At 72.5% G+C, this 26,587-nt stretch carries 23 protein-coding genes and 2 pseudogenes; 13 read left to right on the top strand and 12 right to left on the bottom strand.

Features of this window, described 5'->3' with window-relative positions:
* The first annotated feature begins 8 nt into the window (after positions 1-8).
* Positions 9-1,118, top strand: a complete 1,110-nt coding sequence (locus ACW4TU_RS03130; RefSeq protein WP_457424368.1) for an NAD(P)-dependent alcohol dehydrogenase — start codon at positions 9-11, stop codon at positions 1,116-1,118.
* Between the two features lie 227 nt (positions 1,119-1,345).
* On the opposite strand, the gene ACW4TU_RS03125 is transcribed toward ACW4TU_RS03130, so the two are convergent.
* The 3 genes from ACW4TU_RS03125 to ACW4TU_RS03115 all read right to left on the bottom strand — a co-directional run bounded on the left by ACW4TU_RS03125 (position 1,346) and on the right by ACW4TU_RS03115 (position 2,642).
* Positions 1,346-1,909, bottom strand: a complete 564-nt coding sequence (locus ACW4TU_RS03125; protein WP_457424366.1) for a TetR/AcrR family transcriptional regulator — start codon at positions 1,907-1,909, stop codon at positions 1,346-1,348.
* Positions 1,906-2,268: a DUF1304 domain-containing protein gene (locus tag ACW4TU_RS03120; RefSeq protein WP_457424364.1), complete on the bottom strand. Its 363-nt coding sequence runs from the start codon at positions 2,266-2,268 to the stop codon at positions 1,906-1,908. The genes ACW4TU_RS03125 and ACW4TU_RS03120 overlap by 4 nt, the downstream gene beginning before the upstream one ends.
* A gap of 110 nt (positions 2,269-2,378) precedes the next feature.
* Positions 2,379-2,642 carry a hypothetical protein gene (locus ACW4TU_RS03115; RefSeq protein ID WP_457424362.1) on the bottom strand — a complete coding sequence of 88 codons (264 nt, stop codon included), beginning with the start codon at positions 2,640-2,642 and terminating at the stop codon, positions 2,379-2,381.
* On the opposite strand from ACW4TU_RS03115, the pseudogene ACW4TU_RS03110 reads away from it, so the two are divergent.
* Positions 2,595-2,807 (top strand): annotated as a pseudogene (locus ACW4TU_RS03110) (GNAT family N-acetyltransferase); the annotation flags it as partial. The gene ACW4TU_RS03115 and the pseudogene ACW4TU_RS03110 overlap by 48 nt on opposite strands.
* Before the next feature lie 90 nt (positions 2,808-2,897).
* On the opposite strand, the gene ACW4TU_RS03105 reads toward ACW4TU_RS03110, so the two are convergent.
* Positions 2,898-4,529 carry an amidohydrolase gene (locus tag ACW4TU_RS03105; RefSeq protein ID WP_457424360.1) on the bottom strand — a complete coding sequence of 544 codons (1,632 nt, stop codon included), beginning with the start codon at positions 4,527-4,529 and terminating at the stop codon, positions 2,898-2,900.
* Positions 4,530-4,677: 148 nt separating this feature from the next.
* Positions 4,678-6,195, bottom strand: coding sequence for an APC family permease (locus ACW4TU_RS03100; protein ID WP_457424358.1), 1,518 nt, complete (start codon positions 6,193-6,195; stop codon positions 4,678-4,680).
* Between the two features lie 141 nt (positions 6,196-6,336).
* Here ACW4TU_RS03100 and ACW4TU_RS03095 point away from each other — a divergent pair, with 141 nt between their 5' ends.
* From ACW4TU_RS03095 to ACW4TU_RS03085, 3 genes are all read left to right on the top strand, one after another.
* Positions 6,337-7,065 (top strand): TetR/AcrR family transcriptional regulator, encoded by a 729-nt coding sequence (locus ACW4TU_RS03095; protein ID WP_457424356.1) that lies wholly within the window; start codon positions 6,337-6,339, stop codon positions 7,063-7,065.
* 75 nt (positions 7,066-7,140) lie between these two features.
* On the top strand, positions 7,141-7,533 hold the full coding sequence (locus ACW4TU_RS03090; protein ID WP_457424354.1) for a VOC family protein: 393 nt from the start codon (positions 7,141-7,143) through the stop codon (positions 7,531-7,533).
* The gene (locus tag ACW4TU_RS03085; RefSeq protein ID WP_457424352.1) at positions 7,533-8,540 is read left to right on the top strand and encodes a cation diffusion facilitator family transporter; all 1,008 of its coding nucleotides are present in this window, start codon (positions 7,533-7,535) and stop codon (positions 8,538-8,540) included. The genes ACW4TU_RS03090 and ACW4TU_RS03085 overlap by 1 nt, the downstream gene beginning before the upstream one ends.
* Positions 8,541-8,608: 68 nt before the next feature.
* Here ACW4TU_RS03085 and ACW4TU_RS03080 read toward each other — a convergent pair whose 3' ends face one another.
* Together ACW4TU_RS03080 and ACW4TU_RS03075 are read right to left on the bottom strand one after the other, a co-directional pair.
* Positions 8,609-9,058, bottom strand: a complete 450-nt coding sequence (locus tag ACW4TU_RS03080) for a nitroreductase family deazaflavin-dependent oxidoreductase (protein WP_457424350.1) — start codon at positions 9,056-9,058, stop codon at positions 8,609-8,611.
* Positions 9,059-9,162: 104 nt separating this feature from the next.
* Positions 9,163-9,786 (bottom strand): LysE family transporter, encoded by a 624-nt coding sequence (locus ACW4TU_RS03075; RefSeq protein ID WP_457424348.1) that lies wholly within the window; start codon positions 9,784-9,786, stop codon positions 9,163-9,165.
* 158 nt (positions 9,787-9,944) lie between these two features.
* Here ACW4TU_RS03075 and ACW4TU_RS03070 point away from each other — a divergent pair, with 158 nt between their 5' ends.
* Positions 9,945-10,484 carry a flavoprotein gene (locus ACW4TU_RS03070; protein WP_457424346.1) on the top strand — a complete coding sequence of 180 codons (540 nt, stop codon included), beginning with the start codon at positions 9,945-9,947 and terminating at the stop codon, positions 10,482-10,484.
* Between the two features lie 45 nt (positions 10,485-10,529).
* Here ACW4TU_RS03070 and ACW4TU_RS03065 read toward each other — a convergent pair whose 3' ends face one another.
* Positions 10,530-11,402, bottom strand: coding sequence for an endo alpha-1,4 polygalactosaminidase (locus ACW4TU_RS03065; RefSeq protein ID WP_457424344.1), 873 nt, complete (start codon positions 11,400-11,402; stop codon positions 10,530-10,532).
* A 238-nt stretch (positions 11,403-11,640) separates the two neighbouring features.
* Between ACW4TU_RS03065 and ACW4TU_RS03060 the strand changes: the two genes are divergently transcribed.
* The 3 genes from ACW4TU_RS03060 (at position 11,641) to ACW4TU_RS03050 (ending at position 16,306) form a co-directional block, all read left to right on the top strand.
* Positions 11,641-12,246: an NADPH-dependent F420 reductase gene (locus ACW4TU_RS03060; RefSeq protein ID WP_457424342.1), complete on the top strand. Its 606-nt coding sequence runs from the start codon at positions 11,641-11,643 to the stop codon at positions 12,244-12,246.
* A gap of 188 nt (positions 12,247-12,434) precedes the next feature.
* Positions 12,435-15,281, top strand: a complete 2,847-nt coding sequence (locus ACW4TU_RS03055) for a helix-turn-helix transcriptional regulator (RefSeq protein WP_457424340.1) — start codon at positions 12,435-12,437, stop codon at positions 15,279-15,281.
* Positions 15,282-15,337: 56 nt separating this feature from the next.
* Positions 15,338-16,306, top strand: coding sequence for an aldo/keto reductase (locus ACW4TU_RS03050; RefSeq protein WP_457424338.1), 969 nt, complete (start codon positions 15,338-15,340; stop codon positions 16,304-16,306).
* Between the two features lie 22 nt (positions 16,307-16,328).
* Here the strand turns inward: ACW4TU_RS03050 and ACW4TU_RS03045 are convergent, their stop codons facing one another.
* Complete coding sequence (locus ACW4TU_RS03045) at positions 16,329-17,168, bottom strand: phytanoyl-CoA dioxygenase family protein (protein WP_457424336.1); 840 nt, start codon at positions 17,166-17,168, stop codon at positions 16,329-16,331.
* A 62-nt stretch (positions 17,169-17,230) separates the two neighbouring features.
* Between ACW4TU_RS03045 and ACW4TU_RS03040 the strand changes: the two genes are divergently transcribed.
* Positions 17,231-18,235 carry a helix-turn-helix domain-containing protein gene (locus ACW4TU_RS03040; RefSeq protein WP_457424334.1) on the top strand — a complete coding sequence of 335 codons (1,005 nt, stop codon included), beginning with the start codon at positions 17,231-17,233 and terminating at the stop codon, positions 18,233-18,235.
* Between the two features lie 494 nt (positions 18,236-18,729).
* Positions 18,730-20,661 (top strand): ricin-type beta-trefoil lectin domain protein, encoded by a 1,932-nt coding sequence (locus tag ACW4TU_RS03035; RefSeq protein WP_457424332.1) that lies wholly within the window; start codon positions 18,730-18,732, stop codon positions 20,659-20,661.
* A gap of 21 nt (positions 20,662-20,682) precedes the next feature.
* Here the strand turns inward: ACW4TU_RS03035 and ACW4TU_RS03030 are convergent, their stop codons facing one another.
* The 3 genes from ACW4TU_RS03030 to ACW4TU_RS03020 all read right to left on the bottom strand — a co-directional run bounded on the left by ACW4TU_RS03030 (position 20,683) and on the right by ACW4TU_RS03020 (position 25,156).
* Positions 20,683-21,978 carry an arsenic transporter gene (locus ACW4TU_RS03030; protein ID WP_457430678.1) on the bottom strand — a complete coding sequence of 432 codons (1,296 nt, stop codon included), beginning with the start codon at positions 21,976-21,978 and terminating at the stop codon, positions 20,683-20,685.
* Positions 21,979-22,053: 75 nt separating this feature from the next.
* Entirely contained in the window at positions 22,054-22,647 is a 594-nt protein-coding gene (locus tag ACW4TU_RS03025; RefSeq protein WP_457424330.1) for a DUF4232 domain-containing protein, read from the bottom strand.
* Between the two features lie 124 nt (positions 22,648-22,771).
* Complete coding sequence (locus tag ACW4TU_RS03020; RefSeq protein WP_457424328.1) at positions 22,772-25,156, bottom strand: SpoIIE family protein phosphatase; 2,385 nt, start codon at positions 25,154-25,156, stop codon at positions 22,772-22,774.
* Positions 25,157-25,478: 322 nt separating this feature from the next.
* On the opposite strand from ACW4TU_RS03020, the gene ACW4TU_RS03015 reads away from it, so the two are divergent.
* The gene (locus tag ACW4TU_RS03015) at positions 25,479-25,829 is read left to right on the top strand and encodes a hypothetical protein (RefSeq protein ID WP_457430757.1); all 351 of its coding nucleotides are present in this window, start codon (positions 25,479-25,481) and stop codon (positions 25,827-25,829) included.
* Positions 25,733-26,398 (top strand): annotated as a pseudogene (locus tag ACW4TU_RS03010) (glycoside hydrolase family 2 TIM barrel-domain containing protein); the annotation flags it as partial. The gene ACW4TU_RS03015 and the pseudogene ACW4TU_RS03010, both read left to right, overlap by 97 nt.
* Positions 26,399-26,587: the final 189 nt, after the last annotated feature.

The following is a 26,587-nucleotide window of genomic DNA, read 5'->3' as shown; positions in this document are numbered from 1 at the left end:
AGTTCACGATGTCCATCACCACCCGCGCCGCGGTCGTCGAGTCCGGCGGTGCGCCCTTCACCCTCGCCGACGTCGAACTGGCCGAGCCCGCGCCCACCGAGGCGCTCGTACGTCTGGTCGCGACAGGCCTGTGCCACACCGACCTCGGTGTGGCGAGCGGCGGACTGCCCTTTCCGCTCCCCGGAGTTCTGGGACACGAGGGCGCCGGCGTCGTCGAGGCGGTCGGCTCCGCCGTCACCGGGATCGAGCCCGGCGACCACGTCGTCCTGTCCTTCACCTCCTGCGGCGGCTGCCGCAACTGCCGTGACGGGCACCCCGCCTACTGTGTGGCCTGGCTGCCGCTGAACCTCCTCGGGGGCCGGCGGGCCGACGGCACCGCTACGATCAGCCGTGACGGCACGGAGCTGGGCGGCCACTTCTTCGGCCAGTCTTCGTTCGCCGAACGGGCGTTGGTCGATCAGCGCAGCCTGGTCAAGGTCGACCCGGACGTACCGCTGGAGTCCATCGCCCCGCTGGGCTGCGGTGTCCAGACGGGTGTCGGCGCCGTCTGGAACGTGCTGAAGCCGGGCGTGGGCAGCACGGTTCTCGTCCTCGGCGCCGGTGCGGTGGGCCTCTCGGCGGTCATGGCGGCTGCGCTCACCCCCGCGACCAGGATCATCGCCGTGGACCGGGTCGGCGAACGCCTGGCGCTGGCCAAGGAGTTGGGTGCCACCCACACGATCAACGCTGGTGAGGCGGACCTCGGGGAGGCCGTCGCGAAGATCACCGACGGTCAGGGTGTCGACGGCATCGTCGAGACCACCGGCAACGTCGCCGTCCTGCGCCAGGGCGTCGACGCGCTCGCCCAGCGGGGCACGCTCGTGGTGGTCGGCGCCCCGCCCTTCGGCACCGAAGTCGCCCTGGACGTCAACGGGATGCTCGGCGGCAAGCGCGTCGTGGGCCTCACCCTCGGCGACGCCGAGACTCAGACGTTCATCCCGGCCCTGGTGGAACTGGTGAAGTCGGGCCGGCTCCCGGTGAACCGCCTGATCAGCACCTACCCCTTCGCGGACATCGACCAGGCCGTACGGGACATGGGCGCGGGCAAGACGATCAAGCCGGTACTGACCTTCGGCTGACCCTGCGATCCGCGTGAGGTTTCTTCGCCCCCGCCGCCCCTACCCGTCCCGTCCTCGGGGGCGCTGCCCCCGAACCCCCGCTCCTCAAACTCCCCCAGAGGGGGCCCCAAGGGGCTGATTTTCAGCCCGTCCGGCGTTTGAGGACGAGGCCCCTTCAGGGCCGAAGGGGGGTCTGGGGGCGCAGCCCCCAGGGACGGGACGGGTAGGGGCGGCGGGGGCGAAAACCTTTACCGGCTCCGGTGCAGCGCCACCAGCAACTGCCACACCTGGTGGGCGATCTCGTCCGACGTCGCCTCGATCCGCTCGTGCAGCCAGTCCGCCAGCACCCCGGCGAACGTGGCGGCCACAGCCGAGGCGACCAGGGGCGCGTCCGCCGCCCCCGCGAGCTCCCGCTCCGCGAGGCTCCGCGCCCGCAGGTCCCGGTGCAGTACCTGACCCAGCGGCCCCCCGCCGCCCGGGCTCAGCAGGGTCCGGTACAGCGCGGTGTGCGGGGTGAGGTCCGCGAAGAACTCCACCAGCGCGGCCGGGGCGATCACCGGGTCGGGCCGCCCGCGCCAGGCGTGCAGGGCGTCCACGGCCTCCCGTACGACATCGGCGCAGGCGTCGACGGCCAGCGCCTCCAGGTCGGGGTAGTGGACGTAGAACGTGGCCCGGCCGACCCCCGCCCGGCGCACCAGCGCGGCGACGCCGATCTCCGAGAGCGGGTGTTCGGCGCACTCCGCGAGGAGGGCCTCGCGGAGCTTCGCCCGGGTGCGGGCGGCTCGCGGGTCCTCGGGTGTGCCGCGTGTCACCGCGCGACGAGGACGGAGGCCAGGGCGATGGCGCCGGGCAGCGCCTGGGCGAACAGGATGCGCCGGTTCGCGGTCACGGCCCCGTAGACGCCCGCCACGATGATGCAGGCGAGGAAGAAGACCTGCGCCCGGAACCCGGTCGGATCGGCCGCGATCAGCCCCCAGACCAGCCCCGCCGCGAGAAACCCGTTGTAGAGCCCCTGGTTGGCGGCCATCGCGGCGGTCGCGCGGGCCATGTCCGCGTCGAACCCATGGAACTTGCGCCCCTGCGGGCGCTGCCACAGGAACATCTCCATCACCAGGATGTAGAGATGCAACGCGGCCACCAGACCGACCAGCACGTTCGCGACAGTCTCCATGCTCGGCAAACTCCTACGTCAGGCTTCTGAAAGCCACTTCTTGGACAGGTGCCCATCATGGACAGGCGCCCAGCATACATGGACAGCTGTCCAGTAAGTCGGCCGGGTTGTCAGACCGTGCCGCTAGCGTGCCGCGCATGACCGATCACCCGGCCCACACTCCGACGACCACCGTCCGCCGCGCCCGCGCCGACGGCATACCGGGCCTCGTCGCCTCCAGCACCGGCCTCTTCGCCGAGGACGCCGGCACCCGTGATCCGAGCGTCGACACGGACTGGCCGCGCGAGCACGCCGCCGCGTCCTTCACGGCGGCGCTGGACGACCCGGTGCGTCTGGTGCTGGCGGTCGAGCACGCCGGCGCGGTGGTCGGTCACCTGACGGGCTGCCTCGCCGAGCCCACGGCGAGGCAGCCGGTGAAGACTGCCACGCTGGTCAGCCTGTACGTCCGCCCCGCCCACCGGAGTCCGGGGGCCGGGGCGCGCATGGTGGAGGCCTTCGTCCGGTGGGCGGGTGAGCAGGGTGCCGAGCACGTCGAGGTGACCGCCTACGCGGCCTACACGGACGCCATACGTTTCTACGAGCGCAACGGCTTCGCGCCCCAGGCGGTGACCCTTCGCCGGGGCCTGTCGTCAGACGGCCCCCTCCGCCGCGTACACCCTCTCGCCCCCCACATAGGTGAGCGCCACCTTCGTCTCCCCGATCGCCTCCGGCGGGCCCGCGTACGGATCGCGGTCCAGGATCGTCAGGTCGGCCAGCGCCCCCGCGCGCACGCTGCCCGTGTCGTCCAGGTGGTTGGCGTAGGCCGAACCCGCTGTGTACGCCGTGAGCGCGTCCGTCAGGCCGATGCGTTCGGCGGGGAGGAACACCGGGGAGGACGGGGATCCCGGTGCCGTGCGGTTGACCGCGACGTGGATCGCCTGGAGCGGGTCGGGGCTGCTGACCGGCCAGTCGCTGCCTGCCGCCAGGACGGCCCCGGAGCGCAGCAGCGAGCCGAACGGGTACTGCCACGCGGCCCGTTCGGGGCCGAGGAAGGGGATCGTCAGGTCGTCCATCTGGGGTTCGTGCATGGCCCACAGCGCCTGGATGTTCGCGACCGCGCCCAGCCGGGCGAAGCGCGGTACGTCGTCCGGGTGCACCACCTGGAGGTGGGCCAGATGAGGCCGGGTGTCGCTCGGCCCGTTCGCGTCGCGTGCCGCCTCGACGGCGTCCAGGGCGTCGCGTACGGCCCGGTCGCCCAGCGCGTGGAAGTGGCACTGGAAACCTAGCGCGTCCAACTGGGTTACGTATGTGGGCAGTTCGGCCGCGTCCACAAAGCTCGTGCCCCGGTTGGCCGTGACGCAGCCGCACTTGTCGAGGTAGGGGTCGAGCAGCGCGGCCGTGCCCGTCTCGGCGACGCCGTCCAGCATCAGTTTCACGCTGCCCGCCCGGAACCTGCCATGACTCAACGCGGCCCGCCGCTCGACGAGTTCGGGGATCTGCTCGGCCCCGCGCGCCCGGTCCCACCACAGCGCGCCGACCACCCGTGCGGTCAGTGAACCGTCCCGGGCGGCGGCGAGGTACGTCTCGGCGGGGTTCTCCATCCCGAGGAACGAGCCGACCAGCGCGTCCTGCCAGGCCGTGACGCCGAGCGAGTGCAGCCGGCGTTGCGCGGACAGCAGGGCTGCCAGCCGCTCCGCTGCCGTGACCGGCGGGGTCAGCCGGCCCACGTACTCCATGGCTCCCTCCTGGAGCATGCCGGTCGGCTCGCCGGAGGCGTCCCGCTCGAAGCGGCCGTCCGCCGGGTCCGGGGTGTCCCGGGTGACGCCCGCGAGTTCGAGGGCGCGGCTGTTGACCCACGCCCCGTGATGGTCCCGGTTGGGCAGGTACACCGGCCGGTCGGGGACCACCGCGTCCAGCGACTCCCGGGTGGGGGCGCCCCCTTCGAAGGCCTCCATGGACCAGCCGCCGCCCGTGATCCACTCCCGCTCGGGGTGCGCGAGGGCGTACGCGCGGACGGTGGCCACCGTGTCCTCGGCGGTCTTGGCGCCGGTCAGATCGCACTGGGTCATTTCGAGGCCGGCCGGCAGCGGATGGACGTGGGCGTCCTGGAAACCGGGCAGGAGCAGCCGCCCGGCGAGATCGACGACCTCGGTCCCCGGCCCGATCAGATCGTGCACCTCGGCCCGGCCCACGGCGGTGATCCGGCCGCCGGTGACCGCGACGGCCGTGGGACTCCCGGGGGCGAAGACGGGTCCGCCGGTGAAGAGGAGGTCAGCGTGCATGTTGCGGATTCCTTGAGGTGTGGGGGAAGGAGAGGGGGCGATGGGTGCCCCAAAGGGAGGCGGGCTGTATCGGTCTGCGGCTCGCCGCGACGGGGGAGCGACCAGCCCCGACCGGGCCGCGGTGAATGAACCGCATACCCTGCGGAGCTCACCGCGCCGACGGCTGCTGTACGGCGAGGAGTTGGGGCGCGTCCGCGTCGGTGCCCCGGCCCGTGCGGAAGTACGGAGACTTGCGTCCCCACTTCGCCCAGGCCGCCGCGAGGAAACCGGACGCGACCATCAGCGACGGCACGAGAAGCAGGAACCAGCCGTTGTCCGGGCTGAGTTCGAGATGGTCGGCGGAGGTGTAGAAGGACCAGCCGAGATAGCCGCCGAGCCCCAGCAGTGTGCCCGCGCTCAGCGCGGGCAGCACCACCGCACGTACGCCGTCCCGCCAGTTCTCGCGCAGCAGACCCCGGAAACGCACGGCGGCGGCGAGTGCGGTGAGCGCGTACGACAGGGCGACGACCATGCCGATCGCGTTGACCGCCGCCAGGATCATGTCGGCGAGGCGCGGAAGGACCAGGGCGAGCCCGGCGACGGCCGCCGCCAGCGCGCCGATCATCAGCGTGCCGGCCGCCGGGGTGCCGTACCGGGGGCTGACCCGGGACCAGGCCGGGCCGAGTGTACGGTCGCGGCTCATCGCGAACATCGCGCGCGCCGTCGGGATCACCCCGGCCTGCAACGAGGCCACGGCCGAGAACATCAGCGCGACGAGCGGCAGCGCGGCCCATGGCTGGTCGGCGAGCCGGTTGCCGAAGAACGCCAGACCCTCGGCGCCGTGACCCGCCAACTCGCCCTCCGACAGCACCCGTTGGAAGGCGATCGAGCCGAGCAGGAACAGCCCGAGCATTGTCACGAGGGTGGTGATCCCGGCCCGCGAGGCCTGTCTCGGGTCCCGCACCTCCTCGTTCACACTGAACGCGGCCTCGAATCCCCAGTAGCAGAACACGGACAGCAGCATGCCCTGCGCGAGCGCCGACGCCGAGGGGATCTGGAAGGGGTCGAACCAGCGCAGGCTGAAGGGGTGCGGGCCGGCGAGGATGCCGTAGCCACAGAAGCCCAGCAGGACGACGTACTCGAAGATCAGCAGTCCGCCCTGGAGCCGGGCGGCCGTCCTGATGCCGGAGACCGCCGTCAGGGTGACGGCGACGAGGACCAGGATGCCCACGCCGGTCGTCTGCGCGGTCGACCCCGGGTCCAGGGTCAGCCCGGCCACCCGGTGCAGGCCCGCGTCGCCGGCCAGCTGGAGCACCGCCGAGCCGGTGACCGCCGTGGTGTACGCCAGGAACACCACCGAGGCCACGATGTTCACCCAGCCGGTCATGAAGCCGAGCCAGGGACTGAGCGAACGCCCCACCCACACATAGCCGTTGCCCGCGTTCGGCTCCACCCGGTTCAGCCGGGAGTAGGCGCCCGCGATGCCGAGGATCGGCAGGAACGCCAGCAGCATGATGGCGGGCAGATGCAGCCCGACCACCCCGGCCGTGACCCCGAGACCGATGCCGATGCTGGTGGTCGCCGCCGTGCTGGACGCGGCGATGGCGACGCCGTCCAGCATGCCGAGGGACTTGCGCAGCGCGGCCGGCGCGGGTGGGGCGGCTCCGTAGGGCTGGGGATCGGTCATGGCGGTCTCCGCTCACACCTGGGGGCCTCGGACGACCCCGGTGAACGCACATGAAACTGCCCGGGGCCTTAACAGGTCAACGGTGTTGTCATAAGGTGCCCGCACCGGCCACCGCAGCGGTCACCGCGCAGGAGGAAGCCCGTGAGCGAACGTGTCGTCCCGCCCGACGCCAGGCGGCGCAGGCGCCCCACCAAGCACGGCGTCGTCCTCTCCGAGGAACTGATCGTCGAGACGGCGATGCGGCTCCTCGGGGAACACGGCGCCGAAGCCCTCTCCGTGCGCCGTCTGGGCCGCGCCCTCGGCGCCGACCCGAGCGCCCTGTACCGCTACTTCCGCGACACCGACGACCTGCTGCTCGCCATCGCCGACGAACTGATCGGCCGTACGCTGCGCACCTGGCGCCCCAGCGGCGACTGGCGCGCCGACCTGCGGGACCTCGGCCTGCGGATGCACGCCGGAGCGCTCGCGCAGCCGCAGGCGGCGGTACTCAGCTCGTACCGGGTGACCGGACGGGCGTACGAGATCCAGGCCGTGGAGACCGCCCTCGGGGTGCTGCGCGGTGCCGGGTTCCCGGACGCCGAGGCGGTACGGATCTACCACGCCTTCGTCGACCAGGCGCTCGCCTTCGGCGCCCTCGACTCGGCGAACACGGCGCTGCCGAAGGCCGCGCGCGAGGCGGAGACGGCCGTGTGGCGGACGACCTACGCCAGGCTGCCCGCCGACACCCACCCGCACATCAACGCGACCGCCCGCCACCTCGTGATGGACATGCGGCACAGCTCCTACCCGGCGGCACTCGACCTCTTCCTGACGGCGGCGGCGGCCCGCCTCGCACAACTCAGCGCGTCCGACGACGCCCGGCCCGTGTGATTTCGGTGTGCGGGGTATCCGAACGGAAAAGGGCAGCGGCGAACCGGGCCGCCCCTGACCCCGTACGGAGGAAGCATGACCCTGGTGACAGCGGGCGTCGTGGTGCTGGACTGCGCCGACCCCGACAAGCTCGCCGCCTTCTACACGGAGCTGCTGGCGGCCGAGGAGACGGTCACGACCGCCAACCGCATCGAGATCAGGGGCGCCGACGGAATCCGGCTGGCGTTCCGCCGCGACATGAACGTCACCCCGCCGAGCTGGCCGCGCCCCGAGGACTCCTTCCAGGCCCACCTCGACTTCCGCGTGAGCGACCTCGACGAGGCGGAACGCACGGTGATCGCCCTCGGCGGACGCGCGCTGGAGACGAAGCACACCGGCGAGCCGCACGAGGAGCGCGGGTACGCCGACCCGGCCGGCCACACCTTCACCCTCCTACGGGGTGTGCCCACGGCCCCCAAGCAGCATTGATGGCTCGTCAGGACGGGGAGGGGCCGGACGGCACGCCGTCGGCCGCGGACCGGCGGACGCGCGTGACCGTGCTGGTGGCGCTGGGCGCCAACCTGCTGATCGCCGTCGCCAAGGCGGTGGGCGGCCTCCTCACCGGCTCGCCCGCACTTCTGTCCGAGGCCGCGCACTCGGTCGCCGACAGTCTCAACGAGGTCTTCCTGCTCGCCGCCCTGCGCCGCAGCCGCCGCCCCGCCGACCGACAACACCCCTTCGGCTACGGCAAGGAACGGTTCTTCTGGTCGCTGCTCGCGGCCGTCGGCATCTTCGTCATGGGCGGCTGCTTCTCCTTCTTCCAGGGCGTGGAGGCGCTCAGGAGCGATACGGAGGAGTCCTTCGGCGGCTATGTCGCGGGGCTGGTCGTGCTCGGGGTCGCGCTGCTCGCCGAGGGAGCCTCACTGCTGCGGGCCGTGCACCAGGCGCGCGGGGAGAGGGGGAAGGGCACAGCGGGCGGTACGGGTGGTGCTCTGCGGGACCCCGCCCTGCGTACGGTGATCGCCGAGGACGGCACCGCGGTGCTCGGCGTGACGTTCGCCATCGTGGGCATGGCCCTGCACATGGTCACCGGGCAGGTCGTCTGGGAGGCGTCGGCCTCCATCGCCATCGGCGTACTGCTCGTCTGCGTCGCCTTCTGGCTGGGCCGGGACGCGCGCGCCCAGCTCATCGGCGAGGCCGCCGACCCGGAACTGAGCCGCGAGATCCGGGCCCTGCTGGCGGACCAGCCCGAGATCGACAGCGTGGAGGCGCTCTTCACGATGAAGATGGGGCTCGACTCCACCCTGGTGGCCGCCCGGATCGACCTCGTCCCCGGCCTCGACAGCGAGCGGGTCGAGGAGGTCGCCGTACGCATCAAGCGCTCGGTCGCCCACGCGGTCCCCGAGGCCGGCGAGATCTTTCTCGACATCACCGACGCGGCGGCGAAGGAGGCAGCGGAAAGCCCCGCCGCGACGGGGGGACGCGGCGGGGCCTGAAGCTCGGGTGCCCGGAGGTGAAAAGTTCACTCCTCCGGGCATCGAACTTGTTTTCTGCCCGACCTGGATCAGTTCCCGTCGGCCGGTTCGAGGACGAACACGGGAATGTCGCGGTCGGTCTTCTTCTGGTAGTCGGCGTACGGGGGGTACGCGGCGACCGCCCGCTCCCACCACACGGACTTCTCCTCACCCGTCACCTCACGGGCGACCCTGTCCTGGCGCACCGGCCCGTCCTGGATGTCGACGTGCGGGTCGGCGAGGACGTTGAAGTACCAGACCGGATGCTTGGGGGCGCCACCCAGCGAGGCCACCACCGCGTACACGCCGTCGTGCTCCACCCGCATGAGCGGCGTCCTGCGGATCTTGCCGCTCCGGACGCCCCGGGTGGTGAGCAGGACGACCGGCAGGCCGGTGTCGAGCAGGGTCGTGCCCTCGGTGCCGCCGGAGCTCTCGTACAGCTCCACCTGCTCACGCACCCACTGTGTCGGACTGGCTTCGTACTCGCCCTCAAGAGGCATGGAGTTCGTCCCATCGTCTGGTCGCGTCGTCGTGTGTGACCGGTGTGTTCAAGGAGACAACACGGGGGCGGGGCGGATTCATCCGGGGATCGTCATCACGTCGGTCACACCACCATCCGCACCGCCAGCGCCATGATCACCGCACTGGACACGAGAGCCGTCACCAGTCGCCCGCGGCGGCCCGTCAGCGCCCGGCCGAGCAGCGCGCCGCCGGAGGCGATCAGCACCTGCCAGCCGGCCGAGGCGAGGAAGGCCGCCAGCACGAACACTCCCTGCTCCCAGGGGGACACGGCGTCCGAGGCCCGGCTGCCGAGGACCAGCGCGGCGAAGTAGATCACGGTGGTGGGGTTGAGCAGCGTGATGCCGACCAGCATGAGGTACGCCCGCAGCGGGCTCGGCGGTGTGGTGTCGGCCCGTACGGAGAGCAGACCGGCACGGTACTGCCGCAGGGCGCCGACCCCGCCCCGGACCGCGAGTGCGGCCAGCACCAGGGCGGCGGCCCAGCGCAGCGGCACCAGCACCGGCTGCAGGGCACCCGCCAGGGCTGTTCCGCCGAGCGCGGCCAGCAGGGCGTAGAGACCGTCGGCGGTGGCGATTCCCAGCGCCGCGCAGACACCGGTCCTGAGGGACGTACGTGCGGTGAGGGAGACGAGATAGGTCGCGACGGCTCCGACGGGGACGGCGATGCCGTACCCCGCGAGAAGCCCCGCGACGAGCGCGGCCGTCATGACCGGGGAAGCACGGGCCTCCGGCGGCGGCCGGGCTGCTGCTGGACCCGCACCGGACGAGCGGTGGTGAGGGACAGCGGCCGGCGGGCTTCGATCGTAGACATGGCGTGATCCTGAGGGCGGAGACCGGCCACCGGCAACTCATTTAGGGTTCCCGGATGACCGAGACGTCCGCACAGACCCCGAAACCCTTCCTCTACGTCATCGTCTGCGCCGCGGGAATCGCCTCCGACATCAGCGAGTTGATCACCGCCGCGCAGGAACGGGACTGGGCGGTCGGAGTCATCGCGACACCCCTCGCCATGGGGTTCTTCGACACGGACGCCGTCGAGGCGCGGACCGGACGCCCGATCCGGTCCGCCTGGCGCAGGCCCGGTGATCCGCGGCCGTTCCCGGCGCCCGACGCCGTGCTCGTCGCACCCGCGACCTTCAACACCGTCAACAAGTGGGCGGCCGGCATCGCCGACACCCTCGCCCTGGGCACCCTGTGCGAGGCGTCCGGGCTGGGGGTGCCGATCGCCGTACTGCCCTGCGTGGGCGACGCGTTGGCCGCCCATCCCGCCTACCGGGCGAGCCTGGAACGGCTGCGCGGCATGGGCGTGCGGTTCGCGCAGCCGTACGCCGGAGACGTCCAACAGGGCGGTGGGCGGCAGGAGTTCGGGTGGGAGCGGGGGCTGGAGCTGCTCGCCGCACGGTGATGTCCAAGGTGATCCGCCGGTCGCCACCCTCGTGACCCGTTCCGGTCAACGGGTCCGGCGGACGTACCCGTCGCTGCCCGGTGTCGACACATCGACATCCCTGCGGACGATGCTCAGCCGGTCGCCGAACGCCGCGCGGGCCTTGCGCAGCCCGGAGTCGGTGTACTCGATCACCACCACCCGGTCGTCGAACGCCTTCGCGTACTCACCGCACTCGTCGTACTCGCCGCACTCCTCCGCGACCGCGAAGTCCAGTCCTGTCCTCTTCCGGAGCCCGGCCAGTTCCACCGTGTTCTTCTGGCCGACGGCCAGTCCGCGGGCGTGCGCGTGCCGGGAGAGGAGGGTGATGAAGGCGGTGGCGTCGTCGGCGGTGAGAAGGCCGTCGGAGCGGGTGTAGCTGTCGTAGTTGTCGGGCTCGACCGCGTCGAAGCCCTTGTCCGCGCAGCCGTCGATCCACTTGTTCACCCGCGCCGCGATCCGCTTCCGCTTGGCCGCCGTGCCGGTGTCGAGCAGGGCCTCGTCCCAGTCGCCGTCGACGACGGTCTCGCCGCTCGCGTCGCGCAGCAGCAGATCGGCGGGCCACTCCTTCTCGTCGCCGGGCTGCGCCTGGAAGGCGTTGACGTAGCAGATGTTGTACAGGCCGGGCGCGGGAGCCGCCGTACGGTCGCGGCTGACGATGCGCACGCCCGCCGGGGGCGGGTAGGCGCCGCCGATCTGGTAGTCGAACCCGGCGTGCGGCGGCGGCAGTTCGACCTTGGCCGACGTGGTGGGGGAGGACGTGGACCCGGGCTCGGGCCCGTTCTCCGTCTCCGGCGAGCCACCGCACGCGGTCAGTCCCCACACGGCCGCGCATACGGCCGTCAGTGCGACGGCCACCGTCCGGATGCGTCCGGCGCGGGGTGCACCCTCGACGGGCATGTCCGCTCCATCGGTCGCGGGTACGACCACTACCGGCTGGCGCACCTCTGTGCAACGGGCACTCGGCTCGGCACAGCCAAGATCAAAGCGCCCGGCACGCCCGCCAGTCAAACAGGCCTCGGTGCGCGGACGTCCGCGCAGACCCAGTCACTTGACAGAAGCCCGCGGTCTGACATCCCGGACATGCTCAGGACGCGCCCTCGCACGCTCGTTCGCGCCGAGCCAAGGAAGGCACGTCATGCGTATCGGCATCATCGGCGCCGGAGCCCTCGGGCAGGCCCTCGCCGTCCGGTTCGTGGCCGCCGGGGCGGAGGTACTCCTGAGCGACAGCCGAGGCCCCCGGTCCCTGCGGGACCTCGCCGACTCGATCGGGCCGAGGCTCACTCCGGTGCGCGTGGCGGAGGCGGCCGACCCTGAGATCGTCGTGCTCGCGGTGCCCTGGCGGGAGCTGTCCGAGGTGGTGGCGGCGGCCGATGTGTCCGACTGGCAGGAACGGATCGTCATCGACACCACCAACCCGCTGGGCCCGCCCGACTTCCGGGCCGCCGACCTCCAGGGGCGGCCGTCCAGCGAGGTCGTCGCTGGTCTGGTGCCCGGGGCCCGCCTGGTGAAGGCGTTCAACACCCTGACGCCGGCGCTCATCGGCGTCGATCCGCGCACTCCCGCCGGACGCCGGGTGATATTTCTCTCCGGCAACCACGCGGGCGCCAACAACCGGGTCGCCCGGCTCGTCGAACACGTCGGCTGGGCGGCCGTGGACCTGGGTCCCCTGGCTGCTGGGGGCCGCCTCCAGCAGTTTCCCGGCGGCCCGCTGCCGACGCTCAGTCTGCTCCTCCAGCCCTGAACCGAGGGCCGGTCCAGGAGCACCGCGGGACCGCTGGACAGTCACCTCACGGTCTATTGTCAGGACATGATCGGAGACCGCAAACCGTCGGACTTACGCCACTCGTCGGCCCGCGCCGGCCAGTCGCTCGCAGCTGGTTCAGCAGGCGAACCGGTCGCGTCCGCCGTCCGTCCGGCCGGGTCCGCCGTATGAGTTCCTCCCGCCTCGGCGCGGAGTGGATAGTCGGCCGTGACCGCGAACTCGCCCTGCTGGCCGACCTGGTGAACCAGGTCACGGCCGACCTCGCCGACCCGCCAGAAGCCCTGTCCGGCGTCCTGGTGGTGACCGGCGGACCGGGCGCGGGCAAGAGCGTCCTGCTCGACGCCGTCGGCCGCACCGCCCTCGGGGCCGGACTGCGTGTCCTGCGCTGCCGTGGCTGCGAAGGCGAGTCCGGGCTGCCGTTCGCCGGACTGCATCAACTGCTGCGGCCCGTACTGGACCTCGCCGGTGAGCTGCCCGTACGCCAACGGGCCGCGCTGCTCGGTGTGTTCGGGCTGGACCCCGAGCAGGCACAGGACACGGTTCCCGACCCACTGCTCACCTCGCTCGGCGCCCTCACGCTGCTCTCCGACGCGGCGGGCCGGGGGCCGCTGCTGCTCGTGATCGACGACGCCCACTGGCTCGACGTGGGCACGCTCGACGGCCTCGCCTTCGTCGCCCGGCGCCTGGAAGGGGAGCCGGTCGCGATGGTGCTCGCCGCCCGGGACAACGCCGTACCCCGGCAGTTCGCCCGCGAAAGGCGGCAGTTGACCGTCGAGCCGCTGACCCCGGCCGCTGCCGGACGCCTGCTCGACCTCCAGCCCGAACCGCCCGTCGGACGGGCCCGCTCCCGCATCCTCGACCAGGCGGCCGGCGTCCCCCTCGCCCTCGTCGAGCTCGCCCGCGCGATCAGCCGCGACCCCGCCGCCGGACAGGACGGCGCCACCGACGCGCTGCCCCTCACCGACCGCCTGGAGGCGATCTTCGCCGCCGACCTGCCCGAACTCCCGGCGCCCACCCGCCGGTTGCTGCTTCTCGCGGCAGCCGCCGAGACGGCCGAACTGCCCGTCATCCTCTCCGCCGCCGGGGACACCGCCGCCCCCGTCGACTGGCGGCCCGCCGAACGCGCGGGACTCGTCCGCATCGACGACGGCCGGCTCCACTTCCGGCACCCGCTGATCCGCTCCGCCGTCTACCAGTCCGCGAGCTACGCCGAGCGCCACGCTGCCCACACCGCCCTGGCCGACGTCCTCGCCGGCGACCCCGACCGGCGAGCCTGGCATCTGGCCGCCGCCGTCTCGGGCGTCGACGAGGAGGCCGCCCAGGGACTGGAGGACAGCGCGGGCCGCGCGCAGCGCCGGGGCGGTTACGCGGCGGCCGCCGCCGCCCTCGAACGGGCGGCCCGGCTCAGCCCCGACCCCGACGCCCGCTCCAGGCGGCTGGTCCGGGCCGCGACCATGGCGATGTACGCCGGACACCCGCGCTGGGTGAGCGAGTTGGCCACCCGCGTCCTCACGCTCACCGACGACCCGGCGGTGCTCGCCGAGGCCTCGCTCCGGGCCGGCTGGGCGCTCGCGGTGACCACCCGCTTCGAGGACGCGCTCGGCTTCCTGCTGCCGGTCGCCGAGGCCGCCGTCGACACCGCTCCCGTCCTCGCCCTCGACGCCCTCGGCACGGCCACCACCCCCGCCTACCACTCCGGGGACCCCTCGTTCCGCGAGCGGATCCAGCGGATCACCGAACGGGTCCCGCCCCAGGACGACGAGGCGGGACGGGCGTGGGCGCTGGCCGGCTGCGATCCCGTACGCCACCGCGAACAGGCCCTCGCGCTGCTCAGGGGAACCGACTGGACCGAGAGCCTGCCCGAGACCGCGCACGGCGGCGCCCCGGACCGCAGACTGTCCCGGCTGGTCGTCGTGGGGGCCGCCGCCTGGGTCCTGGACGAGACCGCCGAGGCCGTCCGCCTGCTCGGCGCCGCCCTGGACCACCTGAGGCGTTCCCCGACGGCCGGCGCCAACGCCACCGTCGCCAACGCCCTCGGGCTGGCACTGTACGAGAGCGGCTCCTGGACGCAGGCCCGCACTGTCTTCGACGAGTCGTACCGGACGGCCGCCGAGGCGGGCCTGGAGATCGTGGCGGCCGGCTCGCCCGTCACCGGCGCCACCATCCTCGCCCTGCGCGGCGACACGGAGGCGGCCCGCGCGGCCGTGCAGCGCGCCGTCCACGGCATCGACCTGCCCAACTCCCGCAGCCTGCAGGTACGGACGCACTACGCGCTCGGTGCCGCCGCCCTGGCCGAGGGCGACCACGCCGCCGCCTACACCCGCTTCCGGGCCGTCTACACCCAGGACGCCGAGCCCGAGCCGGTGCACTTCCACGCCTCCGACTACTACCTGGCCGACCTCACCGCGGCGGCCGTACGCACCGGCCGCGCCGAGGAGGCCCGCCGGATCGTCGACGCGACCCGCCGTCGCCTCACCGCAGACGGGGTCTCGGCCCGCTTGGCCGCCGTACTGCACCGGGCGGACGCCCTGCTCAGCGAAGGGGACGAGGCGGAAGAGCACTTCACGGCCGCCCTCGCATCCCCGACCGGCGAACAGTGGCTGTTCGAGCGGGCGTTGGTCCGCCTCGACCACGCGGAGTGGCTTCGCCGCCGGCGCCGCTCGGTGGAGGCCCGCCCGCAGCTCACCGCCGCACTCGACGCCTTCGAGCGGCTCGGCGCCCGCCCCTGGACCGAACGCGCCCGTGCCGAACTGCGGGCCGCCGGCGTCACCCCCACCAGCGGCGCACCGCGCGACATCCTCGCCGAACTCACCCCGCAGCAGCTCCAGATCGCCCGCCTGGCCGCGGCGGGCCTCACCAACCGGGAGATCGGCGAACGCATCTTCCTCTCGCCCCGCACGGTCGGCTTCCACCTCTACCGCATCTTCCCCAAACTCGGCATCACGGGCCGCGCCCAACTCCGCGACACGCTGCCGGAGTCGGCGGAGACGGCGGACGGTACCCCGGGCCGGTGATCAGGTCGGGCGTTACGCTCCCTCTGACACCCCACTCGAAGGCAGGAGCAGCAACGATGCAGTACGTGAAGCTCGGTTCGACGGGCCTGGACGTGTCGCGGATCTGTCTGGGCTGCATGAGCTACGGCGTTCCCGACCGCGGCAACCACGCGTGGACCCTCGACGAGCAGGCGTCGCGCCCGCTGATCCGCCAGGCCCTCGACGCCGGGATCACCTTCTTCGACACGGCGAACGTCTACTCCGACGGCACCAGCGAGGAGATCGTCGGCAGGGCGCTCGCCGACTTCGCCCGCCGCGACGAGATCGTGCTGGCCACGAAGGTGCACGGCCGGATGAGGCCCGGACCCAACGGCGGCGGTCTGTCCCGCAAGGCGATCCTGACCGAGATCGACCACAGCCTCACCCGCCTCGGCACCGACTACGTCGACCTCTACCAGATCCACCGCTACGACCCCTCCACCCCGATCGAGGAGACGATGGAGGCCCTGCACGACGTCGTCAAGGCGGGCAAGGCCCGCTACATCGGGGCGAGTTCGATGTACGCCTGGCAGTTCTCCAAGGCCCAGTACACGGCCCGCGAGCACGGCTGGACCCGGTTCGTGTCGATGCAGAACCACTACAACCTCCTCTACCGCGAGGAGGAGCGCGAGATGCTGCCCCTCTGCGCCGACCAGGGCGTCGGCGTCCTGCCGTGGAGCCCGCTGGCCCGCGGCCGGCTCACCCGCGACTGGGACACCACCACCGGGCGCAGCGAAACCGACGACTTCGGCCGCACCCTCTATCCGGAGGGCGACCGCACGATCGTCGACGCCGTCGCCCGCATCGCCGCCCAGCGGGACGTCCCGCGGGCCCGGGTCGCCCTGGCCTGGCTGCTGCACCGGAGCCCGGTGACCGCCCCGATCGTCGGCGCCACCAAGCCGCACCACATCGACGACGCGGTGGCCGCCGTCGACCTCGGCCTGACCGACAGGGAGATCGAGGAACTCGGGCAGCCCTACACCCCGCATCCGATCAGCGGCCACTGACCGTCCGGCGGGCGCGAGGGCGTCAATGGGGTCCGGAGACCGGCCCGAACTCCGTACCGCACGGCCCCGCGCCCTCGCTCTCGCTCAGCCGGACCCGGTCGCCGTCCATGGAGATCGTGCGGTAGAAGTGGCCGATGCGCTCGGCCGAGCGGCCCACGTAGTGCCCGATGAACGAGCGCCGGAACCGGTCGGCGCTGCGGTTGGGCTGCGAGCCGTGCACCAGGCTGCCGTTGAAGAACAGGACGTCACCGGGGGCCATGTCGACCGGGACCGTGGCGAGTCCGGGCGGCGGGGGCACGTACTCCCGGGCGAAGGACACATCGGCGTCCGCCTCCTCCGGGCAGAACACGTCCATCCGGTGCGTGCCCGGCACGACCTCCAGGCCGCCGTTGTCCCGGTCGATCGACTCGCAGGCGATCCACGCGGCCACACACGTGCCCGGCTCGACCCGCAGAAAGAAGTTGTCCTGGTGCAGCGCCTGACCCCGGGCACCCGGCGGCTTGAAATAGAACATGCTCTGCGCGGCCAGCACCTCCTCGCCGAGCAGCACCTCAAGGACAGCGCGCAGCCGGGGATCCAACAGCCAGCCGAGGGACGGCTCGTGGAACTCGTGCGGCTGCATCACGCGCGGATACGCGTCCAACGGGTCGGCCGGGCGCCCGTCCTGCCCGGACGGACGCGGCTCGAAATGCCCCGGCACCGGACCGGCCGCGTGCAGTGCCGCGAACTCGGCGCGGAGCACGGCGATCTCGTCGTACCCGAACAGACCCCGCACAACGGTGAATCCGTCCTCCTCGAACCGTCGGCGCTCCTCCTCCGGCAGGATGGGAGCCTCGGCTGCACCGATGCCTGTGACTGTCATCGTCCACTCCTTCGATCCGCTGTCACCGGCCGCCAGACTAGGGTTGCCGCACCCCGGGGAGGATGCCCGTGAACGCTGACGGATTGCCCGACACCGCTGTCCTCGCCCCGCCGCCCGGTCTGGTGACCGTCGGGCGCTACGACGAGGGGCCCGGTTACGCCGTCAACCGGCCGCAGGGCGCCGACAGCTGGCTGTTCACCTGGACGACGGACGGCCACGGTCTGCTGACCCAGGGCACGGCCGAGGCGCGGGCCGGTGCCGGGGACCTGGTGGTCCTCGGTCCCGGGGTGCCCCACCGCTACCTGGTCCGGCCGGGTGCCCGGCACTGGCGGTTCTGGTGGGCGCACTGCGAGGCCCGCCCCTCCTGGCCGGCCTGGCTGAGCCCGTACGCCGTCGGCGACGGCATGTACGTCGTCGCCCAGGTTCCGGAAGCCCTGTACGACCGTATGGAGACCGCGTTCGCCCGCATGCTGTCGGACGCCCGCTGGCCGGGCAGCGACACCCGGCCGCCCGGATCCTCCTCCGCTTCCGGCGCCCCGGCCGCGCCCGACGGTCCGACAGCCGTCGCACACGGCGCCGCCGCCCGGGAGCTCGCCCTCTGTTCCCTGGAGGAAGTCGTCCTGCTCGCCTCGGCAGCCGCCCGCCCCCTGCCGGAACGGCCGGGAGTCGACCCCCGGGTGAGCAGGGCGGAAGCACTCATCGCCGCCGACCCCGCCGCCCCGCACACCGTCCGGTCGCTCGCCGAGGGGGTCGCGCTCTCGCCCTCCCGGTTCGCGCACCTGTTCACCGAGCAGCTCGGCCGGTCGCCGATGCGGGCGCTGCGCGAGGCCCGGCTGGGCCATGCGGCCCAGCTGCTGGAGGCCACCGACCTGCCGGTGGAACGCGTTGCCCTCGCCTCGGGTTTCGCCAGCCCGTTCCACTTCAACCGGGTGTTCCGCGAGCGTCACGGAACGCCGCCGGGCGCGTACCGGGCACTGTGCAGACGCGATCCGGCGGAAACCGCGCCCGCTATTGGTTTCACGGCTGCTCCCGTACGGAGAGGAGAAGGAACCGGTCAACTGCCATGACGACGCTCCGCGTTGCGGCGGCGGCCCGCGCGCCCGCAACCATGAGCTGCGGAAACGCACAAGAGGCGGGGACAGGACACTACGGGCGGGCGGTTTCGCGCCATCGGCGGAGAGTGTCCGTCAATGGTTGCGAAACGTCCCTGAGCGAAGTGAATACCGTTTGCAATGAGGATGTTGATACAGTGCCAATCCCTAAAGGTGCATCCCATTGACACGTCGTCAACCGCTTTAGGTCACAGTGCAATGCGGAAAACGGCGTGATCTCTTGTTACGGCTCGATGAGCTGTGCAAAGGTGTGCACGTCGGCGTGCGGACAATCTTTTCCCCCGCACGCACGCGACGCCCCCGCTGACTCCCCGCTCCAAAAGAGCTGTCCGCTGCGGGCGTTCGCGATACCGATCCCCTGTTTGGTCGGATCCTGTCGTTTTCGTCGGCAGGGTCGCATACCCCTTGGTATGGACTAAAACCCGCGTTGTCCGTGGAGGAATACAGACGTGAAAGACGCAGGCCTGTCGAATTCCCCTACGCCGGTTCCCGCGTACGACGCCTCGGATGTCGAACTCAGCGCGGAGCTGAAGAAGTGGACGGGGACGACACCCGCGCTCCATCCCGTCGGTGAACTGCTCGACCGGCACTGGGAAGCGGCCTTCGCCTATGCCCGTCTGTGCACCAGCGGCCCGCGCCCCGCCGGAATGCTCACCACCGCCGCGTTCACCCGTCTGTTCGGGGAATCCCTGCGCCAGAGCGGCCCCACCTCCGCCTGGCGGCCCCACCTCCTGGTCACCGTGCGCCGGCTGGCGGCGGAGTGGGAGGGCGATCACCGCCACGAAAGCCTGCACCCCGAGCTGCGCTCCAGACCCGGTGGCGCAAACCGCGTCGCCGCCCGCCTGCTGCCCGCGCCCGACCGGCGACTGCTCTCCAGGGCGTTCCAGAACCTCCCGCAGTCCGCGCGCTGCCTGCTGTGGCACGCCGAGGTCGAGGCCGAGCCGCTGGAGATACCCGCCGGTCTGCTGGGCCTGAGCGTGACGGACGCCGCCGTGGAACTCGGCCGGGCCCGCGGACGCCTGCGCGAGGAGTGCCTGCACGTCCACCGCGAGGTCGTGCCCCAGGAGGAGTGCCGCCGCTACATCCGGCTGATCGACGTCACCTGCCGCCGCCGCAGCTTCGACATCGACCCCGACCTCGCCAAGCACCTCGCCGACTGCATGCACTGCCGGTACGCCGCCGACCAGTTGAACCAGTTCAACGGCGACCTCGCCCTCGCGCTGGCCGAGGGGGTCCTCGGCTGGGGTGCGCGCGCCTATCTGGAGTCCCGCCCGGGGCGCGCCGCGGAGAGCGCCATCGTGGAGGTCGAGCAGGCCCCGGTCATCGAGATGGCCACGGTCGAGAGCGTGCTCCCGGTCCCGCGTGTCCTGGCCCAGGCCCCGCCCATGCCTACGAACCCGCCGGTCTCCACCGCGCTGGCCGTCCGCCCCGGTTCGCACCGGTCCGCGCACAAGGCGGCCCGGCGCGCGGTCCGCCGCCGCAACCGTGTCCTGGCCGCCGCGACCGTGAGCGCGCTGGTTCTCGTCCCGCTGGTCCTGTGGTCCGTCCTGGGTGCGGACGACGAGGACGGCTCGACGGCCGAGACCAGCCCCCCGGACACCGCCACCACCGGCTCCGACACGGCCGGCGACCCCTCCTGGATCGGTTCGGGAGAGACCACCAAGGGCGCCCTGCGCGGCCGACTGCACAACGTCGAGTCCGGACTGTGCATCGGCATCGTCGGCGGCAAGGCCGTCAAGGGCGCGGAGGCCGAGCTGACCAGCTGCTCGTCGGCGGCCGGCCAGGAATGGTCGTACGAGAAGGACGGCCTGCTGCGCAACGTCGCCGCCCCGGACCTCTGCCTCGACTCCCACCTCGGCTACTCGGTCCAGCTCGCCCCGTGCGCGGGCGCGTCCCAGCCAGGCGCCAAGAACGTGCGCTACGACTTCACCCTCCAGGGCACCCTGGTCCCGCGCTGGGACCAGGAGCTGGCGCTGACGCCCGCCGACACCGCGGACGAGGGCGACGCGCCGCTGGTCCTGAAGTCGCGCGAGGAGGCCGCCGACCAGCACTGGGTCTTCGACTCCTCGTCACCCTCGCTCCAGATGCAGGCCGTCAACTGGGACGCGGCAGCCGAGTCCACACCCCCTGCCGTCAAGAAGAGCCCCGAGCCCTCGACGACCCCGACACCGACCCCCAAGGCCACACAGGCCCAGCCGTCCCCGACACCGTCGGCGGCCACCCCGACCCCCTCGGCGTCGTACCCGACGACCGTGCCCTGTTACTACTACGGGTACTACAACTGCGGGAACGGCCAGAACACCGGCGGCGGCTACGGCGGCGGAAACTACGGCGGCGGCTACGGCTACGGCGGTGGATACGGCGGCTGGGGAGGCCGCTGACGAACGGGACCCGCCCGTCCCTCAGCTTCCGAGGACGACCAGCGAGCCCCACAACGCCACCACGGCCGGGATCAGCGCGGCCGGCACGGAGATCAGCCCGAGCCGGGTGAACTCCCCGATCCCGACGTCGTGCTCGTGCTGGTGCACGATGCGCCGCCACAGCAGGGTCGCCAGCGATCCGGCGTACGTCAGGTTCGGACCGATGTTCACCCCGAGCAGCACGGCGAGCACCGCACCGGGACCGGCCGTGGCGGTCAGCGGCAGCAGCACGAGCACCGCGGGCAGGTTGTTGATCAGATTGGCGAGGACGGCGGCCAGCGCGGCGATCCCGAGCAGCGCGGCCGGCCCGGTCCCGTCGGGCAGCGCCCGGCCGAGCGCGTCCGCGAGCCCGTTGTCCACGACCGCGCGGACGACGACGCCGAGTGCCAGCACGAACGCGAGGAACCCGGGCGCCGTGGCCCGCAGCACCGTCACCGGGGTTGCCTGCCGTCGCAGCAGCGCGCGGCCGGAGAGTACGAGCGCCCCCGCGAGCGCGGCCCACGCGGGATCGACGCCCAGCGCGGAGGCCACGACGAACCCGGCCAGCGTGCAGGCCACGGTGACGAGGGCGAACAGGGGGAGCGGGGGCGCGTCAGCCGTGTCCGGGCCCGGGCCCGTGTTCTTGTCCTTGTCCGAGGGTGGAGTGTCCGGCCTCGGCGCGGCCAGGTCGGCGGCGAAGAAGCGCCGGAACACCAGGTACTCGGCGCCGATCGCGACCAGCCAGGGCAGCGTCATCAGCGCGGCGAACCGGGTGAAGCTCAGGCCGCTCGCGCTGAACGCCAGCAGGTTGGTGAGATTGGAGACCGGCAGCAGCAGCGACGCCGTGTTCGACAGATGCGCGCAGGCGTAGCTGTGCGGCTTGGGCCTGACCCCGGTGCGGGTGGCCGTGGCGAACACCACCGGCGTGAGCAGCACGATGGTCGCGTCCAGGCTCAGTACCGCCGTGATCGCCGAGGCGAGCACGAAGACCGAGGTCAGCAGCCGCCCGGGCCGGTTCTTCGCCCACCGGGCCATCCACGCGCCGCAGGCCCGGAAGAGCCCCTCGACATCACAGAAGTGGGCCAGCACCAGCACCGCCGCGAGGAAGCCGACCACCGGCCCGAGTCGCTCGGCCTCCTCCCACGCGTGAGCCGGCGAGATCGCGCCGGTGACGACCACGAGCCCGGCGGCGGGAACCGCCACGGCCGCCTCCGGCAGCCCGAACGGGCGGACGACGGCGCAGGCCAGGACGGCGATGAGCAGCACGATGGAAAGGGCCTCGGCGGACGGGGCGTTCAGGGTTCGGTCCTCCGGGACAGGGATCTCGGTACCTCTTCATGAAAGCAGGCCCCGCCCACCGGCCCCCCGACCGGGTCAGGCTCCGGTGCCGGGACCGAAGACCGACAGGAACACCGACGACTTGTTCCCGCCGACCGGCACCTCGCCCCTTTCCCACGTCACCTTCAGCTGGTCCCGCTCGTCCGGTGGGGTCACCAACAGCTCGGCCGGAGTCGCCGTCTCGGCCTCGCTGAGCTCCGGGTTCGTGAAGCTCAGGCCTGCCCAGGCACTGTCGCCCGGCGCCAGATGGACGGTCGTCACCTTGGCGTCGGAACGCTTCGGGACGCGGCCCAGCTGTTTGCCGGCCGCGTCCACGAAGGCGACACCCGGGTAGCCGCGCAGGGTGCAGGCGCGGGCGGAGTCGTTGGTGAGGACGACGGGGAAGTTCTTCTGCCCGGCGCCCGGATTGGGGCGCCCGACCGAGGCGCGCAGCTCGGACGTACGGCAGCGGGTGTCGCCGGTCGACGGGACGGCCGTAGGGGGAGGGGCGGTCGACGGAGTGGTGATCGACGGGGCGTTCGTGCCGCCGCCGCTCTCGCTGCCGCAGGCCCCGAGCAGGACCGGTAACGCGATCACGCTCGCGAGCAGTGCGGCCCGGTGAGCCGGTCGGGCGGTACGGAAGGTCGACATGTCCACACTCCTGGAGGTCACTGCGCGCACGGCGTCTCCTGCACCGTCACGAGTGTCCTGTGGGACCGGAACCTAAAAGGCCCATGTGGCACCGATTCAAGCCGTCGTCAGTGGGCGGCGGAACTCACAGCTCGTCCGTCAGGGACAGTTCCGCCCAGATGGTCTTCCCGTCGGACGTGTGGCGGCTGCCCCACCGCTCGGTGAGCTGGGCGACCAGCAGCAGCCCGCGGCCCCCCTCGTCGAAGGTCCTGGCCCGCCGCAGGTGCGGGGCGGTGTGGCTGGAGTCGGAGACCTCGCAGATCAGGGTCGCCGCGTCATGGATGAGCCGCAGCCGGATGGGCTGCGAGCCGTAGCGGATGGCGTTGGTGACCAGCTCACTCACCACCAGTTCCGTGGTGAACGCGGCCTCGCTCAGATCCCAGACGTCCAGCTGCTCGCCGACCTGCTTGCGGATCGGCCCGACGAGTGCCGGGTCCGCCGGGATGTCCCACGTCGTGACCCGGGAGGCGGGCAGGCCCTGGGTGCGGGCCAGCAGCAGGGCTACGTCGTCGGCCGCGCCGCCCGGGGGGAGCAGGGTGTGCAGGATGCGGTCGCATGTCTCGTCGAGCGAGTCGGCGTACGCGGCCAGCGCGTCGCACAACAGCTGGTGACCGGCGTCGATGTCCCGCTCGCGGCTCTCGATCAGCCCGTCGGTGTAGAACGCGAGGACCGTGCCCTCGGGCAGGTCGAGTTCTGTGGATTCGAACGGCAGGCCGCCGAGGCCCAGCGGCGGACCCGCGGGCAGCCGCACCTGGCGGGGGGTGCCGCCCGGGGTGAGCATGACCGGCGGTGGATGTCCGGCGCGGGCCAGGGTGCAGCGCCGGGACACCGGGTCGTACACCGCGTACAGACAGGTCGCCCCGACCTCGCCGGGGCCGCCCTCGCTGCCGGCCTCGGCGGACAGCCGTACGACGAGGTCGTCGAGGTGGGTCAGCAGCTCGTCCGGGGCGAGGTCGATGTCGGCGAGCGTGCGTACGGCGGTGCGCAGTCTGCCCATGGTGGCGGAGGCCTGGATGCCGTGCCCGACCACGTCCCCGACGACCATCGCGACCCGCATCCCGGACAGCGGGATCACGTCGAACCAGTCGCCGCCCACCCCGGCCCGCGCCGCCGGGAGATAGCGCGAGGCGGCTTCGAGGGCGGCGGTGCGCGGCAGGGTCCGGGGGAGCAGACTGCGTTGCAGGGCGAGAGCGGTGTCGCGTTCGCGGGAGAACCGGCGGGCGTTGTCGATACAGACGGCGGCCCGGGCGGTCACCTCCTCGGCGAGCAGCGCGTCGTCGGCCGTGAACGGGTCGGGCCGCCGGTAGCGGGTCAGGACGGCGACACCGAGCGTCGTACCGCGCGCCGTGATCGGTACGGACATCATGGAGTGGATGCCGAACTCCTTGACCCGGTTGAGGCGGGCCTTGTTCCAGGCCAGCCGCTGTTCGAGGTCGTCGGAGGGCAGGGTGGCCACGATGGTGCGGCCCGCGAGGAGGGAGTCGGCCTGGGGCGAGAAGGCGGGGTACTCGTCCAGCTGTCCCGGCTTGGCCACGGCTTCGGGGCTGCCCGGGATGATCGACCGCTGGGCCGCCCGGCGCAGACTGAGCGGCGCCGTCAGCTCAGCCGGGCGGTGGTCGCCGCCGTGCTGCGGCGGATCCAGCAGATCGACGCTGACGAAGTCGGCGAGCGCCGGGACACAGACGTCCGCCAGCTCCTGCGCCGTCCGGGTGACGTCGAGGGTGGTGCCGATACGCACGCTCGCCTCGTTGACCAGCTGCAGCCGCTCCCGGGCGAGGTACTGGTCGGTGAAGTCGTGGGCCGCGAGACAGACCCCCCGCACCCGTCCCTCGGCGTCCTTGAGCGGCGCCAGTCGGGCCAGCCACGCGTGCGCGTGATCCTCGCCGCCGGTGCGCAGATAGGTCTGGACGTCCTTCGCCCGGCCGCTGGTCAGCACCTCGAGCATGTGCAGCTCCAGCTCCGCGCTGCGCTCCCGGCCCCCTATCTCGGCGATTCTGAGTCCCCGGACGCGCTCCAGCGGCAGTCCGATGACCCCGGCCATGGCGTCGTTGACGCCGTGCAGCCGCAGCCGGTCGTCGTAGACGGCCGTCGCACAGGGCGCCTGGGCCAGCGCGGCCTGCATCAGCGGCTCGTCCGCGGGCCGGGAGCCGTTCTCCAGGGGGGTGACGAGGAGCCAGTCGCCCCGGCCGCCGTCCGGGGCCGGCCGGTAGTGGGCGAGGAGCCAGGAGGACACCGTCCGGCCGTCACGGTGACGCAGCGCGAGAGTGCCGTGCCAGATCTCCTCCGCCGGCCGCCCGGGCTCCTCGGAACCGTCGACAGCCAGCAGGGAGGCGGCGGGACGGCCCAGCATCTCGGCCGCCGACCAGCCCAGCAGCCGACGAGCACCCTCGTTCCAGCCGGTCAGTGCGCCCCGTGCGTCGACGACGGCCCGTGCCGTGGCGGCATCGTCGAACGGGTACACCGGACTCATCGTCGCCACTCCATCGTGAACACTCACCGTGAGCAAAGGATGTCACTGGTGTTCCACACTAGTGCGTTCTGTCCCCGCATGGTCAGTAACACCCATGCCTCCGGGCCGCCACGAGGACCGCCGCGCGGGGCGTGATTCAGACCGTTGTGACAGGTGAGGCCGAAGTCCGTCACCGGAGTCTCGACGGGCGCATGTTCCGTACCGTCAGAATCTGTTTGTTAACGATCAGTTGTGAGTACTTCTGGGCCCTGATGAGGGAGAGTCGCCATGACGGTCACTCGCAGATCGGTGTTGGTCGCCGGTACGTCCGCCCCCGCGGCCGGTGCCCTGCTGGGCACCGGCCGCGGGGGCCGCCGCCGGCCGGACCGGCCGCCGAACCGTCCCGCTGCGGGACGGCTGGCGCTTCGCGCTGGTCGACCCTGGCGGGATCACCGACCCCACGGGCGCCTACGCGAACGCCGCCGACCCCGCCTACGACGACTCGGCGTGGCGGACGGTCGCCGTCCCCCGCGACTGGAGCATCGAACTCGCCCCGACCACCGACCACGGCACCACCAGCGGCACCGGCTTCTTCCCCGGCGGGAGAGCGCCGAGCGCTGTCAGGCGAGCACCCGAACCGCCTTCCACGGGGCGCTTGCCATGGTGCGGGCGGGAACGGAGGCCGGTCGGTTGAAGGTCACGGCCCGTTCGGCGGGGTTGCACACGGGCACGGTCGTGGTCCGTACGACGCCCGCACCCGACGAGGCGCTGACCCCGGCCGCGCCTTTCGTACCCGACCCGGGCCCGGGAGTCCCCACCTACCCTTTGGCGGACGCCAGTTACTCCGGCCGCCCGGACACCCTGCCCGCCGCGATGCTCGACGGCGTGCCGGGCAACGGCTGGTCCAATGCCTTCTACAAGTCGCCGACCGCGCTGCTGCCCGCGTTCAGCGGGGCCCGCGCCCAGGACTGGGTCTCGGTCGACTGGGGCCGGGTCCGCGACCTCACCCGGGTCGAGATCGCCTTCACGGTGGACGTGACACACAGCCTGCCCGCGTCGGTCACGGTGTCGGTGCGGGTCGGCGACCGGTACGTGCGGGTACCGGACGCGACCGTCCAGTGGTCCGACGCCTCCTACGCGCCCACGGCGATCACCTTCGCGGCGGTACGGGGCACCGGGCTGCGCCTGGACCTGACGAGCCGATACCCGGGGGAGGCGCGGGGCGCGGTACGCATCAGCCGTCTGGACGCACCGGCAGGCTGATTTTCGCCCCCGCCGCCCCTACCCGTCCCGTCCCTGGGGGCGCCGCCCCCAGACCCCCGCTTTCGGCCCTGAAGGGGCCTCGTCCTCAAACGCCGGACGGGCTGGAAGATCGAGCCCCGGCCGGCATCATCCAGCCCCTTGGGGGTCCCCCCTCTGGGGGAGTTTGAGGAGCGGGGGTTCGGGGGCAGC

The sequence above is a fragment of the Streptomyces kryoterrae genome (genome assembly GCF_054072135.1).
The sequence above is the reverse complement of the archived record's forward strand: the minus strand, read 5'-3'. Positions and strand labels throughout refer to the sequence as shown.

Excerpts from the sequence above, each read along its gene's own strand:
- ACW4TU_RS03070 (WP_457424346.1), top strand. The coding sequence starts at position 9,945 with ATGACCGAGACGTCCGCACAGACCCCGAAACCCTTCCTCTACGTCATC.
- ACW4TU_RS03040 (WP_457424334.1), top strand. The coding sequence starts at position 17,231 with ATGCCCGTGAACGCTGACGGATTGCCCGACACCGCTGTCCTCGCCCCG.
- ACW4TU_RS03090 (WP_457424354.1), top strand. The coding sequence starts at position 7,141 with ATGACCCTGGTGACAGCGGGCGTCGTGGTGCTGGACTGCGCCGACCCC.
- ACW4TU_RS03075 (WP_457424348.1), bottom strand. The coding sequence starts at position 9,786 with ATGACGGCCGCGCTCGTCGCGGGGCTTCTCGCGGGGTACGGCATCGCC.
- ACW4TU_RS03100 (WP_457424358.1), bottom strand. The coding sequence starts at position 6,195 with ATGACCGATCCCCAGCCCTACGGAGCCGCCCCACCCGCGCCGGCCGCG.
- ACW4TU_RS03065 (WP_457424344.1), bottom strand. The coding sequence starts at position 11,402 with ATGCCCGTCGAGGGTGCACCCCGCGCCGGACGCATCCGGACGGTGGCC.
- ACW4TU_RS03130 (WP_457424368.1), top strand. The coding sequence starts at position 9 with ATGTCCATCACCACCCGCGCCGCGGTCGTCGAGTCCGGCGGTGCGCCC.
- ACW4TU_RS03055 (WP_457424340.1), top strand. The coding sequence starts at position 12,435 with ATGAGTTCCTCCCGCCTCGGCGCGGAGTGGATAGTCGGCCGTGACCGC.
- ACW4TU_RS03020 (WP_457424328.1), bottom strand. The coding sequence starts at position 25,156 with ATGAGTCCGGTGTACCCGTTCGACGATGCCGCCACGGCACGGGCCGTC.
- ACW4TU_RS03025 (WP_457424330.1), bottom strand. The coding sequence starts at position 22,647 with ATGTCGACCTTCCGTACCGCCCGACCGGCTCACCGGGCCGCACTGCTC.
- ACW4TU_RS03045 (WP_457424336.1), bottom strand. The coding sequence starts at position 17,168 with ATGACAGTCACAGGCATCGGTGCAGCCGAGGCTCCCATCCTGCCGGAG.
- ACW4TU_RS03080 (WP_457424350.1), bottom strand. The coding sequence starts at position 9,058 with ATGCCTCTTGAGGGCGAGTACGAAGCCAGTCCGACACAGTGGGTGCGT.
- ACW4TU_RS03050 (WP_457424338.1), top strand. The coding sequence starts at position 15,338 with ATGCAGTACGTGAAGCTCGGTTCGACGGGCCTGGACGTGTCGCGGATC.
- ACW4TU_RS03085 (WP_457424352.1), top strand. The coding sequence starts at position 7,533 with ATGGCTCGTCAGGACGGGGAGGGGCCGGACGGCACGCCGTCGGCCGCG.
- ACW4TU_RS03105 (WP_457424360.1), bottom strand. The coding sequence starts at position 4,529 with ATGCACGCTGACCTCCTCTTCACCGGCGGACCCGTCTTCGCCCCCGGG.
- ACW4TU_RS03120 (WP_457424364.1), bottom strand. The coding sequence starts at position 2,268 with ATGGAGACTGTCGCGAACGTGCTGGTCGGTCTGGTGGCCGCGTTGCAT.
- ACW4TU_RS03060 (WP_457424342.1), top strand. The coding sequence starts at position 11,641 with ATGCGTATCGGCATCATCGGCGCCGGAGCCCTCGGGCAGGCCCTCGCC.